This window comes from Couchioplanes caeruleus, assembly GCF_003751945.1.
Classification (GTDB): domain Bacteria; phylum Actinomycetota; class Actinomycetes; order Mycobacteriales; family Micromonosporaceae; genus Actinoplanes; species Actinoplanes caeruleus.
Genome location: NZ_RJKL01000001.1, coordinates 6135313 through 6151047 on the forward strand (window position 1 = coordinate 6135313; position 15735 = coordinate 6151047).

At 70.5% G+C, this 15735-nt stretch carries 12 protein-coding genes; 8 read left to right on the forward strand and 4 right to left on the reverse strand.

The window, feature by feature from the left end:
- The first annotated feature begins 408 nt into the window (after nt 1-408).
- The 3 genes from nrdR (at nt 409) to EDD30_RS27525 (ending at nt 5465) form a co-directional block, all read left to right on the forward strand.
- A complete protein-coding gene (gene nrdR / locus EDD30_RS27515; protein ID WP_071808577.1) occupies nt 409-936 on the forward strand; it encodes a transcriptional regulator NrdR in 528 nt (175 codons plus the stop codon).
- A 318-nt stretch (nt 937-1254) separates the two neighbouring features.
- Complete coding sequence (locus EDD30_RS27520; protein WP_071808578.1) at nt 1255-4158, forward strand: vitamin B12-dependent ribonucleotide reductase; 2904 nt, start codon at nt 1255-1257, stop codon at nt 4156-4158.
- 92 nt (nt 4159-4250) lie between these two features.
- Nucleotides 4251-5465, forward strand: coding sequence for an MFS transporter (locus tag EDD30_RS27525; protein WP_071808598.1), 1215 nt, complete (start codon nt 4251-4253; stop codon nt 5463-5465).
- On the opposite strand, the gene EDD30_RS27530 is transcribed toward EDD30_RS27525, so the two are convergent.
- The gene (locus EDD30_RS27530; RefSeq protein WP_342353747.1) at nt 5440-6351 is read right to left on the reverse strand and encodes an alpha/beta fold hydrolase; all 912 of its coding nucleotides are present in this window, start codon (nt 6349-6351) and stop codon (nt 5440-5442) included. The genes EDD30_RS27525 and EDD30_RS27530 overlap by 26 nt on opposite strands.
- On the reverse strand, nt 6338-7009 hold the full coding sequence (locus tag EDD30_RS27535) for a hypothetical protein (RefSeq protein WP_211277977.1): 672 nt from the start codon (nt 7007-7009) through the stop codon (nt 6338-6340). The genes EDD30_RS27530 and EDD30_RS27535 overlap by 14 nt, the downstream gene beginning before the upstream one ends.
- 86 nt (nt 7010-7095) lie before the next feature.
- Here EDD30_RS27535 and EDD30_RS27540 point away from each other — a divergent pair, with 86 nt between their 5' ends.
- Nucleotides 7096-7329 carry a DUF5522 domain-containing protein gene (locus EDD30_RS27540; RefSeq protein WP_071808581.1) on the forward strand — a complete coding sequence of 78 codons (234 nt, stop codon included), beginning with the start codon at nt 7096-7098 and terminating at the stop codon, nt 7327-7329.
- Between the two features lie 62 nt (nt 7330-7391).
- Complete coding sequence (locus tag EDD30_RS27545) at nt 7392-7946, forward strand: hypothetical protein (protein ID WP_071808582.1); 555 nt, start codon at nt 7392-7394, stop codon at nt 7944-7946.
- 219 nt (nt 7947-8165) lie between these two features.
- On the opposite strand, the gene EDD30_RS27550 is transcribed toward EDD30_RS27545, so the two are convergent.
- Nucleotides 8166-8864 carry an iron-dependent transcriptional repressor DtxR gene (locus EDD30_RS27550; protein WP_071808583.1) on the reverse strand — a complete coding sequence of 233 codons (699 nt, stop codon included), beginning with the start codon at nt 8862-8864 and terminating at the stop codon, nt 8166-8168.
- Between the two features lie 308 nt (nt 8865-9172).
- On the opposite strand from EDD30_RS27550, the gene EDD30_RS27555 reads away from it, so the two are divergent.
- The gene (locus EDD30_RS27555) at nt 9173-10357 is read left to right on the forward strand and encodes an acetoin utilization protein AcuC (protein ID WP_071808584.1); all 1185 of its coding nucleotides are present in this window, start codon (nt 9173-9175) and stop codon (nt 10355-10357) included.
- A 426-nt stretch (nt 10358-10783) separates the two neighbouring features.
- Nucleotides 10784-13345, forward strand: coding sequence for a bifunctional acetate--CoA ligase family protein/GNAT family N-acetyltransferase (locus EDD30_RS27560; RefSeq protein ID WP_071808599.1), 2562 nt, complete (start codon nt 10784-10786; stop codon nt 13343-13345).
- Between the two features lie 333 nt (nt 13346-13678).
- Here the strand turns inward: EDD30_RS27560 and sigB are convergent, their stop codons facing one another.
- Complete coding sequence (sigB, locus tag EDD30_RS27565) at nt 13679-14635, reverse strand: RNA polymerase sigma factor SigB (protein WP_123678875.1); 957 nt, start codon at nt 14633-14635, stop codon at nt 13679-13681.
- 313 nt (nt 14636-14948) lie between these two features.
- On the opposite strand from sigB, the gene EDD30_RS27570 reads away from it, so the two are divergent.
- Nucleotides 14949-15734: a sporulation protein gene (locus tag EDD30_RS27570; RefSeq protein WP_071805832.1), complete on the forward strand. Its 786-nt coding sequence runs from the start codon at nt 14949-14951 to the stop codon at nt 15732-15734.
- Nucleotide 15735: the final 1 nt, after the last annotated feature.

Consider the following 15735-nt stretch of genomic DNA (forward strand, 5'->3'; position numbering starts at 1 on the left):
GCAACCCGCACCCGCGTCCCCGCGTCGAGGAAACGCCGTTGTCATTCATCGTCATCAAGGTCGCATCGACCCTGCCGCACCCTCCCCGCGGCCGGCGATCAAGGCGATCCGGTGCTGGCCGTGACCGCCGCGGCACCCGTCGTGTTGAGGTAGAAAATACGGCGCGCCGACGCGCCGCTGAACTTGCGCCGGGGTCCCCGGCGGCCTAACGTCGACCCCAACATCTAGTAGTTACAAGGGTGTAAGTCGTCCACAGGTTGGGGTCGGGACACCCCGTAATCCACAGGCTCGTCCACAGCTTCGAGGCGGAAATTGATCACCGCGGAGCTGGGTTCGTCGTGCCCGGATTGCGGGTGCGCCGCAGTCAACTCCCTGGGATGGCCGCCCCGGCGACAGGAGGTCTCAGCGGTGCGGTGTCCGTACTGCCGGCACGCGGATTCCCGCGTGGTCGACTCGCGTGAGGCCGACGACGGTCAGTTGATCCGTCGTCGTCGGTCCTGTCCCGAGTGCGGCAAGCGGTTCACCACCGTGGAGGAGGCCGTGCTCGCGGTGGTCAAGCGCAGCGGCGTCACCGAGCCCTTCAGCCGGACCAAGATCATGAGTGGGGTGCGCAAGGCCTGTCAGGGGCGTCCCGTCGACGAGGACTCGATCGCACTGCTGGCGCAGAAGGTCGAGGAGACCGTCCGCGCCCGGGGCGCGGCCGAGGTGCCGAGCCACGACGTCGGGCTGGCCATCCTCACCCCGCTGCGCGAACTGGACCAGGTCGCTTATCTCCGGTTCGCCAGCGTGTACAAAGCATTCGATTCGCTCGACGAGTTCGAGCGGGAGATCACGGAGTTGCGGGAGGCCGCGACGAGCAGGGAGTCGGCGGTGCGGCACGTCGTCGCGCCCCGCTCCGGGGGCCGCGCACCCAAGGTCGGTGACCGCGCGCCGTAAGCACCCAGGGCGCCGGCCGAGTGTGGAGCAGGGACGTCCACCGGCACCAGCCGGCAACGCCGGGTGAGCGCAGACGAAAAGCGGGAGCACCGGCGCGCACGGGCAACCAACACATGCACGGGGCGGAGATGCCGTCCTGAAGACAGCGTCCGTCCGGCAGCGCCGGGCGGGCGGCGGTAGGGCGCGAGATGACGAACCGTTGCCACGGGGCGCCGCGCGTACCAGAGGGCTTGAAAGATGGCGCGGCCACGGCCGTGCCGATGTCGGGAAAGTTTGGGTCGCGGTGGGGAAGCCGCGATCGTTCGAGGGGGAGCACATATGGCCGGTGAGGGCATGACAGCAGGTAGGCAGCGCAGCCGCGCTGGTAACGGGGGCGCCGCGGTCGGGGGGCTGCGCGTCGGGCGGGTCTGGACGACCGAGGGTGTTCACCCCTACGACGAGGTCGAGTGGGAGCGCCGCGATGTCGTGATGACGAACTGGCGGGACGGCTCGATCAACTTCGAGCAGCGCGGGGTCGAGTATCCGGCGTTCTGGAGCGTCAACGCCGCCAACATCGTCACGACCAAGTACTTCCGGGGTGCGGTCGGCACGCCGGAGCGGGAGCGGTCGCTCAAGCAGCTCATCGACCGGGTCGTGAAGACCTACCGCAAGGCGGGCGAGGACCACCGCTACTTCGCTTCCCCGGCCGACGCCGAGGTGTTCGAGCACGAGCTGACCTGGATGCTGCTGCACCAGGTGTTCAGCTTCAACTCGCCGGTCTGGTTCAACGTCGGCACCTCGTCGCCGCAGCAGGTCAGCGCCTGCTTCATCCTGTCCGTGGACGACTCGATGGACTCGATCCTGGACTGGTACAAGGAAGAGGGCCTGATCTTCAAGGGCGGCTCGGGCTCCGGGGTCAACCTCTCCCGGATCCGCTCCTCCAAGGAGCTGCTCTCCTCCGGCGGCACGGCCAGCGGCCCGGTCAGCTTCATGCGCGGCGCCGACGCCAGCGCCGGGACGATCAAGTCCGGTGGCGCTACCCGCCGCGCGGCCAAGATGGTCATCCTCGACGTCGACCACCCCGACATCGAGGAGTTCGTCACCACCAAGGCCCGCGAAGAGGACAAGATCCGCGCGTTGCGGGACGCCGGCTTCGACATGGACCTCGGCGGCAGCGACATCGTCTCCGTCCAGTACCAGAACGCCAACAACTCGGTCCGCGTCAGCGACGAGTTCATGCGCGCGGTCGAGGAGGGTGGCACGTTCGACCTGCACGGCCGCCTGCACGGCGAGGTCATCGAGACCATCGACGCCAAGAAGCTCTTCACCGAGATCGCCAAGGCCGCGTGGGAGTGCGCCGACCCTGGCCTGCAGTACGACGACACCATCAACGACTGGCACACCAACCCCGAGACCGGCCGCATCACCGCGTCGAACCCGTGCTCGGAGTACATGTCGCTGGATGACTCGTCCTGCAACCTGGCGTCACTCAACCTCATGAAGTTCCTCAACGCCGACGGCGGCTTCGAGGTGCAGAAGTTCGTCAAGAGCGTCGAGTTGGTGATCACCGCGATGGAGATCTCCATCGCGTTCGCGGACTTCCCGACCCCGAAGATCGGCGAGACCACGCGGGCCTACCGCCAGCTCGGCATCGGGTACGCGAACCTGGGCGCGCTGCTGATGGCGTCGGGCCAGCCGTACGACTCGGAGGCCGGCCGCGGGGTCGCCGCCGCCATCACCTCGCTGATGACCGGTACGGCCTACCGCCGCTCCGCGGAGATCGCCGGCGTCGTCGGCCCGTACGACGGCTACGCGCGCAACGCCGAGGCGCACAAGCGCGTCATGCGCAAGCACGCGGCCGCCAACGACGAGATCCGCCCGAGCGGTCCGGTCGCGACGGCGCTGGTCAAGGAAGCCACCAAGCAGTGGCAGGACGGCATCAAGATCGGCGAGAAGAACGGCTGGCGCAACGCCCAGGCGTCCGTGCTCGCGCCGACCGGCACCATCGGCCTGATGATGGACTGCGACACCACCGGCATCGAGCCCGACCTGGCCCTGGTCAAGTTCAAGAAGCTCGTCGGCGGCGGCTCCATGCAGATCGTCAACCAGACGGTGCCGCGCGCCCTGCGCAGCCTCGGCTACCCCGAGGAGCAGGTCGAGGCGATCGTCGAGCACATCGGCGACCACGGCAACGTCGTCGACGCCCCGGGCCTGAAGCCCGAGCACTACCCGGTGTTCGACTGCGCCATGGGCGAGCGGTCCATCGCCCCGATGGGTCACGTCCGGATGATGGCCGCCGTGCAGCCGTTCATCTCCGGCGCGATCTCCAAGACGGTCAACATGCCGGAGTCGGCGACCGTCGAGGACATCGAGCACATCCACTTCCAGGGCTGGAAGCTGGGCCTCAAAGCGCTCGCGATCTACCGCGACAACTGCAAGGTCGGCCAACCGCTGTCCGCGGCGAAGCCGAACAAGGCGGCGGCGGAGACCCCGGCCCAGGTCGAGAAGGTCGTGGAGAAGGTCGTCGAGTACCGCCCGGTCCGCAAGCGGCTGCCGAAGAAGCGCCCGTCGGAGACCGTGTCGTTCTCGGTCGGCGGCGCCGAGGGCTACCTCACCGCGTCGTCCTACCCGGACGACGGCCTCGGCGAGGTCTTCCTGAAGATGTCCAAGCAGGGCTCCACCCTGGCGGGCGTCATGGACGCCTTCTCGGTGGCGATCTCCATAGGGCTCCAGTACGGCGTGCCGCTGGAGACGTACGTCAGCAAGTTCACCAACATGCGCTTCGAGCCGGCCGGCATGACCGACGACCCGGACGTCCGCATGGCCGCATCGGTGATGGACTACATCTTCCGCCGCCTGGCGCTGGACTTCCTGCCCTACGACACCCGTGCCGAGCTGGGCATCTTCACCGCCAAGGAGCGCGCGGCCCAGGTCGCGGCCGAGGCGGCGGCGGAGGCCGCGAACGTGGACCTGGCCGGCATGGCGGCGTCCGCCCCGGTGTCTGCCCCGGTCGGCGCCGCGTCCACCCCGGCGGCCCCCGCCCCCGCCCCGGTGGCTCCGGCCGCCGAGGCGAAGGCGCCGGTCGAGGCGGAGAAGGAGGCGCACTCCTCGACGGAACTGCTCGAGATCGTGCTGGGAACGTCCGCGGACGCGCCGCTGTGCTTCACCTGCGGCACGAAGATGCGCCCGGCCGGAAGCTGCTACGTGTGCGAGGGATGCGGGTCGACGTCCGGCTGCAGTTGACGCCCTGTGAGTGATGCCTGAAGGATGCCTCCCGCCCGGGTCCGGGCGGGAGGCATCCGGCGTTATCCGTCACCTCCCACTACGGTCGAGTGGTGACCGCTGACGTTCTCGACCGCCGCCGGCTGGAGGGGGCCAAGGTCGCCGTCGGCGTCACCTTCGCCACGAACGGGCTCGCCTTCGGTGGATGGCTGGCCCGTGCTCCCGCCGTACGCGATGATCTGAGCCTCTCTCCTGCGGGGTTCGGCCTGCTCCTGCTGTGCCTGTCCGGGGCGGCGGTGGCCGCGATCCCGCTGGCCGGGCCGCTCGTGCAGCGGCTCGGTCCGGCGCGCGCCGTCCTGCTCGGCAGCATGGCCGTCGTGCTGGGCCTGGTGGGTCTGGGCGTCGGCGCGGCGGCCGGCTCCGTGGTGTCGGCGGGCGTCGGGCTGATCTTCATCGGCATGGGCAACAGCACCTGGGACGTCGCGATGAACGTCGAGGGCGCGGACGTGGAACGGCGGCTCGGGCGGACGCTGATGCCCCGCTTTCATGCCGGTTTCAGCCTGGGTACGGTGGCCGGCGCCGGGATGAGCGCCGCGGCGGCCGCGGCTTCGATCACGGTGACGGTGCAGGTGTTCGTCACGGCGGCCGTGGCGGCGGTGGTGATGCTGCTGACCGTGCGGCGCTTCCTCCCCGTACCCGCGGCTCACGATGAGCGATCGCCTCGCGGCCGGGTCAGGGACGCCTGGCGTGAGCCGCGCACCCTGCTCATCGGCGTCATCATGCTCGGCTTCGGCTTCACCGAGGGCGCGGCCAACGACTGGCTGGCGATCGGCCTCGTGGACGGCTACGGGGCGAGCGAGACCGTGGGCGCGATCGGCCTCGGCTTCTTCGTGACGGCGATGACCCTCGGCCGGCTCTTCGGCGGCGCGGCGATCGAACGCTGGGGCCGCGTCCGTACGCTTCGGCTGACCGCGGCATCGGCCCTCGTCGGCCTGCTCCTGGCCCTCTCCGGCATCGGCGTGCCGGCCGTGCTCGCCGGCGCGCTGCTGTGGGGCGCGGGCGCCTCGCTGGGCTTCCCGATCGGGATGAGCGCCGCGGCCGACGACCCGCTGCGGGCGGCGATCCGGGTGTCGGTCGCGGGCTCGATCGGGTACGGGGCGTTCCTCGCCGGACCGCCGCTCATCGGCCTGCTCGCCGAGCGTGTCGGCGTGCTGCGCGCCCTGCTGGTGGTAGCCGTGGCGATCGGGCTCGGCGTGCTGGCCTCGGGCGCCGCCCGGCCTGTCACCCGCGCGGAAGACCGCCTCACCGGTTCAGGAAATCGCCGATGACCGAGGCCAGCACGTCCGGTCGCTCGATCACCATGGCGTGCGACGCGTCCGCAAGCTGCAGGTGCCGCATGCGCGGATTCACCTTCGCACCGGTCTCCGCCTGCGCCAGCAGGTGGCGGCGGTGCGCGGCGTAGAGTTCGGCGAACTGCTCCTGCTCCGGCAGGTTCCGCGTGGCGAGGACCGTCAGCGTCGGCGCGGGCGTCGAGGCATAGACCGGACCAAGATCAAGTTCATTCATCAGCGTACGCAAGGAGCCCGACGTCTCCGCCGTCGGCCGCATCGAGGTCTCCCCGTCCTTGTGCACGAGGTTGCGCCGGAACCCCTCGATCCACAGCTTCTCGTTGGCGCCCATGTCCCGGGCCGCCATCTGCTGCCGTTCCACCAGATCGGGCAGCTCGGTCGCCGCGATCGTGCGCCCGAACTGTGCCTGGGCCGCATCGAAGGTGGCATGCAACCGTGCCAGCTCGGCGGAAGCCTTCTCCGGCTCCAGGCCCGGCAGGTGCTCGACCCGCGTCGGCGGCGGATTACCGTCCATATTCACCACGCCGGGCGACTCGGGATGCCGCTGACCCCAGAGGACGGCCAGCATCCCGCCAAGGGAATACCCGGCAACGGCAGGACGATCCAGTTCCATCTGTACGGTCACCGCGGCGATGTCACCGAGCGCGGCATCCCACGACCACGCGCCGTCACCGGAACGCCCGTGGCCCCGCAGGTCCATGGTGATGACCCGGTTCCGGGAACGCAGCGCCCGGGCCAGCGTGGTGAGCATCGCAAGATTGCCGCCGGCCCCATGCAGCAGGAGAAGCGGAGGTCGATCCCCGCCGAAGTCCCGCACGGCGATGGGAAGCTCCCCGGCGTCGACCAGTCGGTCATTGATCATCATCGTCTCCTTGGTGCTCGTCGCCGTCCGTGCCGTTGTCGCGGTCCGTGCTGCCGTCGCGGTCCGTGCCGTCGTCTCCGCCGACCTGGATGTTTCTGCTGTCCTCGCCGCGCTTGCCGTCCTTGGCCTTCTTGCTGTCCTCGACGACGCTCTTGGTGTCTTCCACGCGCTTGCCGGCGGTGGGTTTGTCGCTTTCGTCGGCGCGGCGTAGCCGGTCGCGGACCGCTGCCGACGGCACGCCGCCGTCCGGGTGGCGCGGAAGCTTTCCCCGGCGGACCAGATCATGCACCCCCTGCCGCGTGATCCCGAGCATCGCCCCGGCGGTGGCGAGCGTCACCGATTCCGCGCCCGGGTGGCCCACCCGCAGCGCCACGACCCGTCCGAGCGGGGTGCGCCACCATTCCAGCGGCGGATCGAAGGCGCGATCGCCCGGATACAGCATCGCGACAAGGCGGATGACGGCGCCGGCGGCCACGCCGTCGTCGGGGCCGCGCATGAGATCCGCCCAGGCTGCGGCGCGGAGGCGGATCAATTCCCGCAACGCCGCCACGGCATCGTCGCCCTCCAGCAGGATCTCGAGCGGGTCGAGCAGCCGGACGTCGAGCAGCCGGACGATCTGCTCGACGAGTGCGGCACGGGTCGGCACTCGGCAATCGTTCATCTACTTGACATCCTCTGTCAAGGAGCATGGCCGGGGCTCAGCCTCGCCACCATCCTGCGAGGAAGACTCTCCTCTAGGGTCGAGCGGTGGACGAACCCGCCCCGCGCCCCCTGACCGAGCCGCACCCGTCCCGGCTCGCTCCCGGCCATCCCCGGCGGACGGAGATCCTCGCCGCGCACGCCGCGGCGCTCGAAGCCGGCCAGGCGGGCTACCCGGACCCGCAGACCGGTCTCTTCGTGCTCACCGCCGGCTTTCTCGCCAAGCGCGGCACGTGCTGTGGGCGGGGCTGCCGTCACTGTCCGTACGTGGATGGTGTCTGACCCGATCTTTCGCCGACTCCCGGAGACCAGTACGGTGTGCCCGAAATATTCGGGAGGACCAGGTGCGCAAGCGTCTCATCGCCCTCGGCGCCACAGTGGCGCTGCTGGCGCCGGCCGGCTGCTCGAACGAGCAACCCGACCCGGCGCCGCTCCCTCCCGTCCGGATCGCCGAACAACCGGCGGCATCGGCGGGCGGGGCCTGCATCCTCTGGGACTATCCCTTCATCGAGAAGACGATCGGCGTCGCCTTCTCCGTCGCGGCCTCCGACCAGGTCGACGAGACCTCGACCTGCGTGGTCCAGACAACGTCGGCGCAAGGGCCGTACCTGGCGCTCTCCGTGGTGGAAAGCACCAAGGCGGACGCGGACCTCTTCCTCGACGAGATGATGCCCGCCAAGTCGACGAAGGTGAAGGGACTCGGCAAGGCGGGCTACCGCCTGGTGGCGAAGGCGTCCGGGGGTCACGGGCCCACGATCGAGATCAGCTGGCTGAGCGAGGCGGAACAGCTCCAGACGCTGCGCTACACGTTCGCAAAGGGAGCCTCGGCCAAGGACGTCGAGCGGATGCAGACCAAGCTGTTGTCGCTGGCCAAGGCGATCAACACCACCAACGGCTGACCGCACACCGATGGGCATACCGGACGCGCGGCATTCCCTGCCCGAGCGCGGCAGGCTCTGCGTGACCGCGGTCCGCCCGCGTCGACTCCTCCCACCCGGGCCCGCGTAGGCGGCCTGCTGGCCGCGGCACGCTCTGCTGGATGCGGCACGTCCTGCTGGATGCAGGCGCTCCGCCTGGGCTTGGTCCGCGCAACCTGAGCCCGGCGAGCTATGCGCGGCTCAGTGGGCGTCGACGAACACCCGGGAAGCGACCTCGCGCGGCAGTCGGATCTTGTCACCCGACCGGTCGATCGTGACACCGTCACGCTCCTGCGCCACCGTCACGGTCGCGCCCGGGTCGATGCCCGCGGCGTGCAACTGGCGCAGTACGCCGGCGTTCGTCTGGACGCTCTCGCAGATCCGGCGCACCACCACACTGCCACTGAGCCCCGGGAAGGCGAGGTTGCGCTCGACCGCGTTCACTGCCGTGGCGCTGCTGCTCAGCATGTCCTCCGACGGGGGACCGAGAACCTCGAGGCCCGGGATCGGATTGCCGTACGGCGAGCGGGTCGGCCGGTTGAGCAGCTCGTAGACCTTCTTCTCCACGGCGTCGCTCATCACGTGCTCCCAGCGGCAGGCCTCCTCGTGGGCCTCCTCGTAGGGCATGCCGATGACGTTGACGAGTAGCAGCTCGGCGAGGCGGTGCTTGCGCATGACCGCAACCGCGGCGACGCGACCCTGCTCGGTCAGAAGCAGATGGCGGTCGTTCTCGACGGTGAGCAGACCGTCGCGCTCCATCCGCGCAACCGTCTGGCTGACCGTGGGACCGCTCTGATGCAGCCGTTCCGCGATGCGTGCGCGCAGCGGCGGCACGCCCTCTTCCTCCAGCTCGAGGATTGTGCGCAGGTACATCTCGGTGGTGTCGACGAGATCATTCACAGTGCGGCCCTCCCAGCAGCGATATTACCTCGCAGCCGGGGGTTGACTTCGCGCCGACGAGGTGCGTGTGGAGACCTTACCGGACGGCGCTGGAAGATGTCTGGACCGGACAAAACGCCTCGACCGCGGTCAACCCCTTCATCCCGCCGTCATCCCTCCTCGGTTCTCTCCCACCTTCACCGCTCGTCCTCCCACCTTCACCGCTCGGGGTCGCGCCGACAAGCACCCACAAACCCTGAAGGCTCACGTTATCCACAGCCCTCGGCCGGCGGTCCGAATCTGTCGGCCCGGCGTGGCAGAGTGACGGCATGGCGGATGGGACGACGGCAGTGATCTGGGACGAGGCGCTGCTCGCATACGACATGGGTGATCACCCGCTCAATCCGGTGCGGGTCGAGCTCACCATCGCACTCGCCCGCGAGCTGGGAGTCCTCGACCGGCCCGGGGTCCGGATGATCGTGCCCACACCGGCCGGCGACGACGCCCTGACGCGCGTGCATCGCGCCGACTATCTGGATGCGGTGCGGGCGGCGCCGATCGACCCCTTCTTCCAGGGCTGGGGCCTCAATACGCCGGACAACCCCGTCTTCGACGGCATGCACGAGGCATCCGCCCGCATCTGCGGTGCCACGATCGCCGCGGCCGAGGCCGTCTGGTCCGGCGAGGCGACGCGCGCCGTCAACGTCTCCGGTGGGCTCCATCACGCGATGGCCTCGCGTGCCGCGGGGTTCTGCGTGTACAACGATCCCGCGGTCGCGATCGCGCGCCTGCTCGACCTCGGCGCCCGGCGCATCGCCTACATCGACATCGACGTCCATCACGGCGACGGCGTCCAGGCGGCCTTCTACGACGATCCCCGCGTCCTGACCGTGAGTCTGCACGAGTCGCCGCTGGCGCTTTTCCCCGGCACGGGTTTCCCCGACGAGACCGGAGGACCGGGAGCCGAGGGCACGGCGGTCAACGTGGCCCTCCCGCCAGGCACAGGCGACGCGGGCTGGCTGCGTGCCTTCCACGCGATCGTGCCGTCGGTCGTGCGCGCGTTCGAGCCGCAGGTCCTGTTCACCCAGTGCGGTGCGGACGCCCACCGGCTGGACCCGCTCGCCGACCTGCGCTTGTCGGTGGACGGTCAGCGGGCCGCCTACATCGCCCTGCGCGGCCTGGCCGACGAGGTCAGCGACGGCCGGTGGATCGCCACCGGCGGGGGCGGATACGCACTGGTCGAGGTCGTGCCCCGGGCCTGGGCGCACCTCCTCGCGGTGGCGACCGGCGCACCGCTGGATCCCGACACGGCAACCCCGCCACTCTGGCGCAAGCTCGCGGCCGAACGCTGCCCCGGCGGCACGGTTCCGGCGACCCTGACGGATGGCGACCCCCCGCCCGTCGAGCGCTGGGAACCGGGCACCGCGACGGATCCGGTGGACAAGGCCATCATGGCGACCCGGTCGGCCGTCTTCCCGCTGCACGGACTGGACCCTCATGACCCCCGAGACTGACCGACCCCGCAACCTCGACCGGGTTCGCCTCGCGGCTCTCAGGCCCGGGCCGCGTTGCGGCTTCGAGGCCCGCGCTGCGTCGCGGCATTCAGGTCCGCGCTGCGTTGTGACCTTAAGCCGCGCTGCGTTGCGACCTCGGACCCGCCTCGCGTCGAGCGGGTGGCCTGGCGGCGGCTGCGCTAGTCCAGCGGCGAGGCTGTCCGGGTCCGCACAGCAGCGCGGCTGTCGGTCCTGCAGCACGGCTTCGGCGCGCTCGGTGCTCGAGACCGTCCGCTGCGGACGGGGATCCAGATTCTCCGTCGGCACTGCGCCGGGCGGGGTACCAGTGATGGACACGTAAGAAGAGAAAGCGAACTTCGCTGGGAACAAACACTTAAGACCCGCGACGGGACCGCATCCGAGACGGAGACTGGGGAGGTGAAGCCGGTGACCAGAGAGTCCGTGACCAGGAAGGCCGACGTGCTGCTCTCTGACGGCAGCGCCGTGCATCTGCGTCCGATCCGCCCGGACGATGCACCCGCCATCGTGGAGTTCCACTCCCGGATGAGCGACCGCACCCGCTACCTGCGGTATTTCTCGCCCTATCCGCGCATCCCGCAACGCGACCTCGACCGTTTCGTCAATGTCGACCACCGTGACCGCGAGGCGTTCGTCATCGTGTCCGGTTCGCGGATCATGGCCGTGGGCCGCTATGAGCGCCTCGGCCCCGATTCGCCCGAGGCGGAGGTGGCCTTCGTCGTCGAGGACGCGCACCAGGGCCGGGGTATCGGCCCGGTGCTGCTCGAGCATCTCGCCGATGCCGCGCAGGAGAACGGGATCTCACGTTTCGTCGCCGAGGTGCTGCCGGAGAACGGCAGCATGCTGCGGGTCTTCAGCGACTTCGGCTACCAGGTCCAGCGCCAGTATGCCGACGGCGTGGTGCACCTGAGCTTCCCGATCGCACCGACCGAGAAGTCGCGCGAGGTGCAGGAGAGCCGCGAGCAGCGTACGGAGGCGCGGTCCATCGCGCGCCTGCTGCACCCGCGCGGCGTCGCCGTGTACGGGGCGAGCGCAAGCGGTCAGGGCATCGGCGCGGCCCTGCTCGGCCACCTGCGCGACGGTGGCTATACCGGCACCGTCGTGCCCGTGCACCGGCGGGCCGGGCGGGTGGCGGGGCTGCCGGCGTACCGGTCGGCCGCCGAGGCCGGGGCCGACATCGACCTCGCGCTCATCGCCGTGCCCCCGGACGGGGTTGCGGCGGCCGTGGCCGATGCGGCCGCGGCCGGCGCGGGGGGTCTGGTCGTCATCTCGGCCGGCTTCGCCGAGACCGGGCCGGCGGGCGCGCAGGCACAGCGGGCCCTGGTCGACACGGCCCACGCGGCGGGCCTGCGGGTGGTGGGCCCCAACTGCCTGGGCATAGCCAACACCGATCCTTCCGTACGGTTGAACGCGACGCTGGCGCCGCTCCTGCCGGCGGCGGGCCGCGTGGGCTTCTTCAGCCAGTCGGGAGCGCTCGGTGTGGCGCTCCTGGCCGAGGCCGACCGTCGCGGGCTGGGCCTGTCGAGTTTCGTGTCGGCCGGCAACCGCGCCGACGTCTCCGGCAACGACTTGTTGCAGTACTGGCAGGACGACCCCGGCACCGATGTCGTGCTGCTCTATCTCGAGACGTTCGGCAATCCGCGCAAGTTCGCCCGGCTGGCGCGGCGGATGAGCCGGGTCAAGCCCGTGGTCGCGGTGGCGTCGGCGAGCCGCCCTCCCGGGCTGGCCGGCGATCTTCCCGGTCCGGACACCAAGGCCGTCACCGCGCTGTTCGCCCGCTCCGGCGTCATCCGCGTCGACACGGTCGCGGAGCTGTTCGATGTCGGCGTCCTGCTCGCCCACCAGCCGCTTCCGACCGGGCGCCGGGTCGCCGTGGTGGGCAACTCCTCGGCGTTGTCGGGCCTGGCGGTCGCCGCGTGCCGCGCCAACGACCTCACCATGGCCGAGGGTTATCCGCACGACATCGGCCCGCAGGCCGGCGCCCACGACTTCGCGGACGCCCTCGCCGACGCGGCGGTCGACGACCGGGTCGACGCGCTCGTGGTGGTCTTCGCGCCGCCGCTGCCCGGCCAGCTCTCCGACGAGGACGCCGACTTCACCGCCGCGCTCGGCAGCGTTGCCCTGGCGGGAGAGAAGCCCACCGTGGCGACGTTCCTGCTCGGGCAGTTGCCCGCCCGAGTGCCGTCCTATCCGTCCGTGGAGGAGGCGGTGCGTGCCCTCGGCCGGGTGGCGTCGTACGCCGACTGGCTGCGCCGGCCGCCCGGCATCCTCCCGGCACTCTCCGGTGTGGATCCGGCGGCTACCGAGATCGAGGGGCCGCTGCCGGAGCTGCTCGCCGCGTACGGAATCTCGATACAGCCCTCCACCGTGGCCGCCACCCTCGACGAGGCGATCGCCGCGGCGGGGTCACTCGGCTATCCGGTGGCGTTGAAGGCGGCTGGGCGGGCGCTTCGCCACCGGATCGACCTCGGTGCTGTCCGGCTCGCCCTGGGCGGCGAGGGCGACGTACGCGCCGCCTACGGGGAGCTGGCTGCGGCGTTCGGTCCGCACGTACTCGTCCAGTCCATGGTGGCGCCCGGGGTGCCCTGCACGATCGAGGTGGTCGAGGACCCCGCGTTCGGCCCGGTCATCGGCTTCGGCCTGGCCGGCGTGGCCAGCGAACTCCTCGGCGACCTGGCCTGGCGTGCGGCCCCGCTCACCGACCGGGCCGCCGAGGCGCTGGTCGACGAGCCCCGGGCGGCGCCGCTGCTGCACGGCTACCGGGGCTCCGAGCCGGTCGACCGGGACGCGCTGGTCGACCTGCTGCTCCGCGTCGGCCGCCTCGCGGACGAGCACCTCCGCGTCCGGACCCTGTCCTTGAACCCGGTGCTGGCCCGCCCGGACGGATACACAGTCCTGCACGCCTCGGTGGAGTTCGGCGAGCCCGGCACCCGCCCGGACACGGGGCCCCGCCGCCTGCACACCGCCTGACAAGCCCACACCCGACGGGTCGACCGCCCGACGGCCGGAGCGCGCTGGCGGGTCGAGCGCGCCGCCGGGCGGAGCGCCCCGACGGCCGAGCGCGCCGCCGGGTCGCGTGCGCTGACAGGACGAGTGCCCTGACGGGTCGAACGCCTCGATGGTCCAAGTGCCGCGACCGCCCGGCGCCGACCACCCGCCCGTGACCTCTCAACACCCGGCGAAGCGGCGGCGTCGCAAGAACGCGGACACCGGCGGGGAGGCCGGTCAAGGCCCGTACGCCCGAACTGCAAACGAACAAGGCCGGTCGCATACCGCGACCGGCCTCGTTCGTCCCCGTGAAACTCAGCTCGCGTAAGCCTCCAGCCGCGACGCCCGCTGCGGGTCCCGCAGCTTCGACATCGTGACCTTCTCGATCTGGCGGATCCGCTCGCGGCTCAGCCCGAACTCGCGGCCCACCTCGTCGAGCGTGCGCTGACGCCCGTCGTCGAGGCCGAACCGGAGGCGGATCACCGCGGACTCGCGCTCCGACAACGTTGCCAGGACGATTTCTACCTCGTTGCGGAGTTCGCCCTGGGTGATGGTGCTGCCCGGCTCGGCGTTCGGGTCGACCGCCGCGACGAAGTCGCCGAGAGCACTCTCGCCGTCCTCGCCCACCGCCTGGTCGAGGCTGACCGGCTCGCGGTCGTACGAGATCAGCTCGATGACCTGGAACTCCGGCACGCCGAGGGCCTTGGCGATCTCGGCGACGGCGGGTTCGCGGCCGAGCTGGGCGGCGAGGTCGCGCCGGGCCCGGACCATGCGGTTGACCTGCTCGACCATGTGCACCGGGATGCGGATGGTGCGGGCCTGGTCGGCCATGGCGCGGGTGATGGCCTGGCGGATCCACCAGGTGGCGTACGTGGAGAACTTGTAGCCCTTGGTGTAGTCGAACTTCTCGACCGCGCGGATCAGGCCCAGGTTGCCTTCCTGGATGAGGTCCAGGAACGCCATGCCGCGGCCGGTGTAGCGCTTCGCGATGCTGACGACGAGGCGCAGGTTGGCCTCGAGCAGGTGGTTCTTCGCGGCACGGCCCTCCGCGACGATGATCTCGAGGAGCGGGGCCAGGTCGTCGCCCGCCTCGGGGAGCTTCTCCTCGGCGTACAGCCCGGCCTCGATGCGCTTCGAGAGGGTCACTTCCTCGACCGCGGTGAGCAGGCGGGTGCGGCCGATGCCGTTGAGGTACGCCCGGACGAGGTCCGCGGAGACGCCGCGCTCGTCGGTGGCGTCCAGATCGGCCAGGGCCTCGACACCGTCAGTCATGATGTTCTCGGCGGTAACCACCGTGGACTCCGTCGCCTTCATCTGCAGGACCACCTTTCAGTCCCCTCCCCGCGTCAACCGATGTCGTGCGTTCCCAGCCGCATTCGTGCCGGTGATCAAAAGTTTGGACCGGGGGGCGTTAAGCCGAGGTAAGGCAAGAGTGCGGGTGGCATGAATCAGGGAGAACCATGAGGTCGGCAAGCCGACAGGGCGCCCGGATTGGTGTGACATTTGCCGAACGTGGCGCAATTCCGAATGCGTTGGCGAAGACCGGTAATCTGCCAGGAGGGCACGGGTCGGACGAGGAGGTTCGGTGGTTTTCAAAAAGTTGATGCAGGCGATGGGCGTGGGCGGGCCGTCCGTGGAGACGGTGCTCGCCAACCCCAACTGCCGCCCCGGCGGCTACCTCGAGGGCCAGGTGCACGTGATGGGCGGCGACCACGCCGTGGACATCGAGTACGTGGCTGTCGGACTGTTGACCCGCGTCGAGGTGGAAAGCGGCGACAGCGAGTACAACACCGATCAGGAGTTCCACCGCCAGCGTCTCACCGGCTCGTTCAAGCTCGACGCGGGCGCGCGCTACGACGTCCCGTTCCGCTTCGACGTGCCGTGGGAGACCCCGATCACCGAGGTGTACGGGCAACACCTGCACGGCATGACCATGGGTCTGCGTACGGAGCTCGAGGTGGCCCGGGCGGTCGACAAGGGTGACCTGGACGCCGTGGCCGTGCACCCGCTGCCGGCCCAGGAGCGGATTCTCGACGCCTTCCTGCGGCTGGGCTTCCGCTTCAGCCGGGCCGACGTGGAGAGCGGCCGGGTCTACGGCGTGCAGCAGACGCTGCCGTTCTACCAGGAGATCGAGTTCCACCCGCCGGCGCAGTTCGCGCACGGCATCAACCAGCTCGAAGTCACGTTCATCCCGACGCCGCACCAGCTCCAGGTGGTGCTGGAGATCGACAAGCGCGGCGGGCTGTTCACCGAGGGCCGCGACGCGTTCGGCCGCTTCGACGTCGACTACCACACGGTCGACCAGGTCGACTGGACAGCGCAGCTCAACGGCTGGCTCCAGCAGTCCGCGCAGCGCCGCGGCCTCTTCTGAG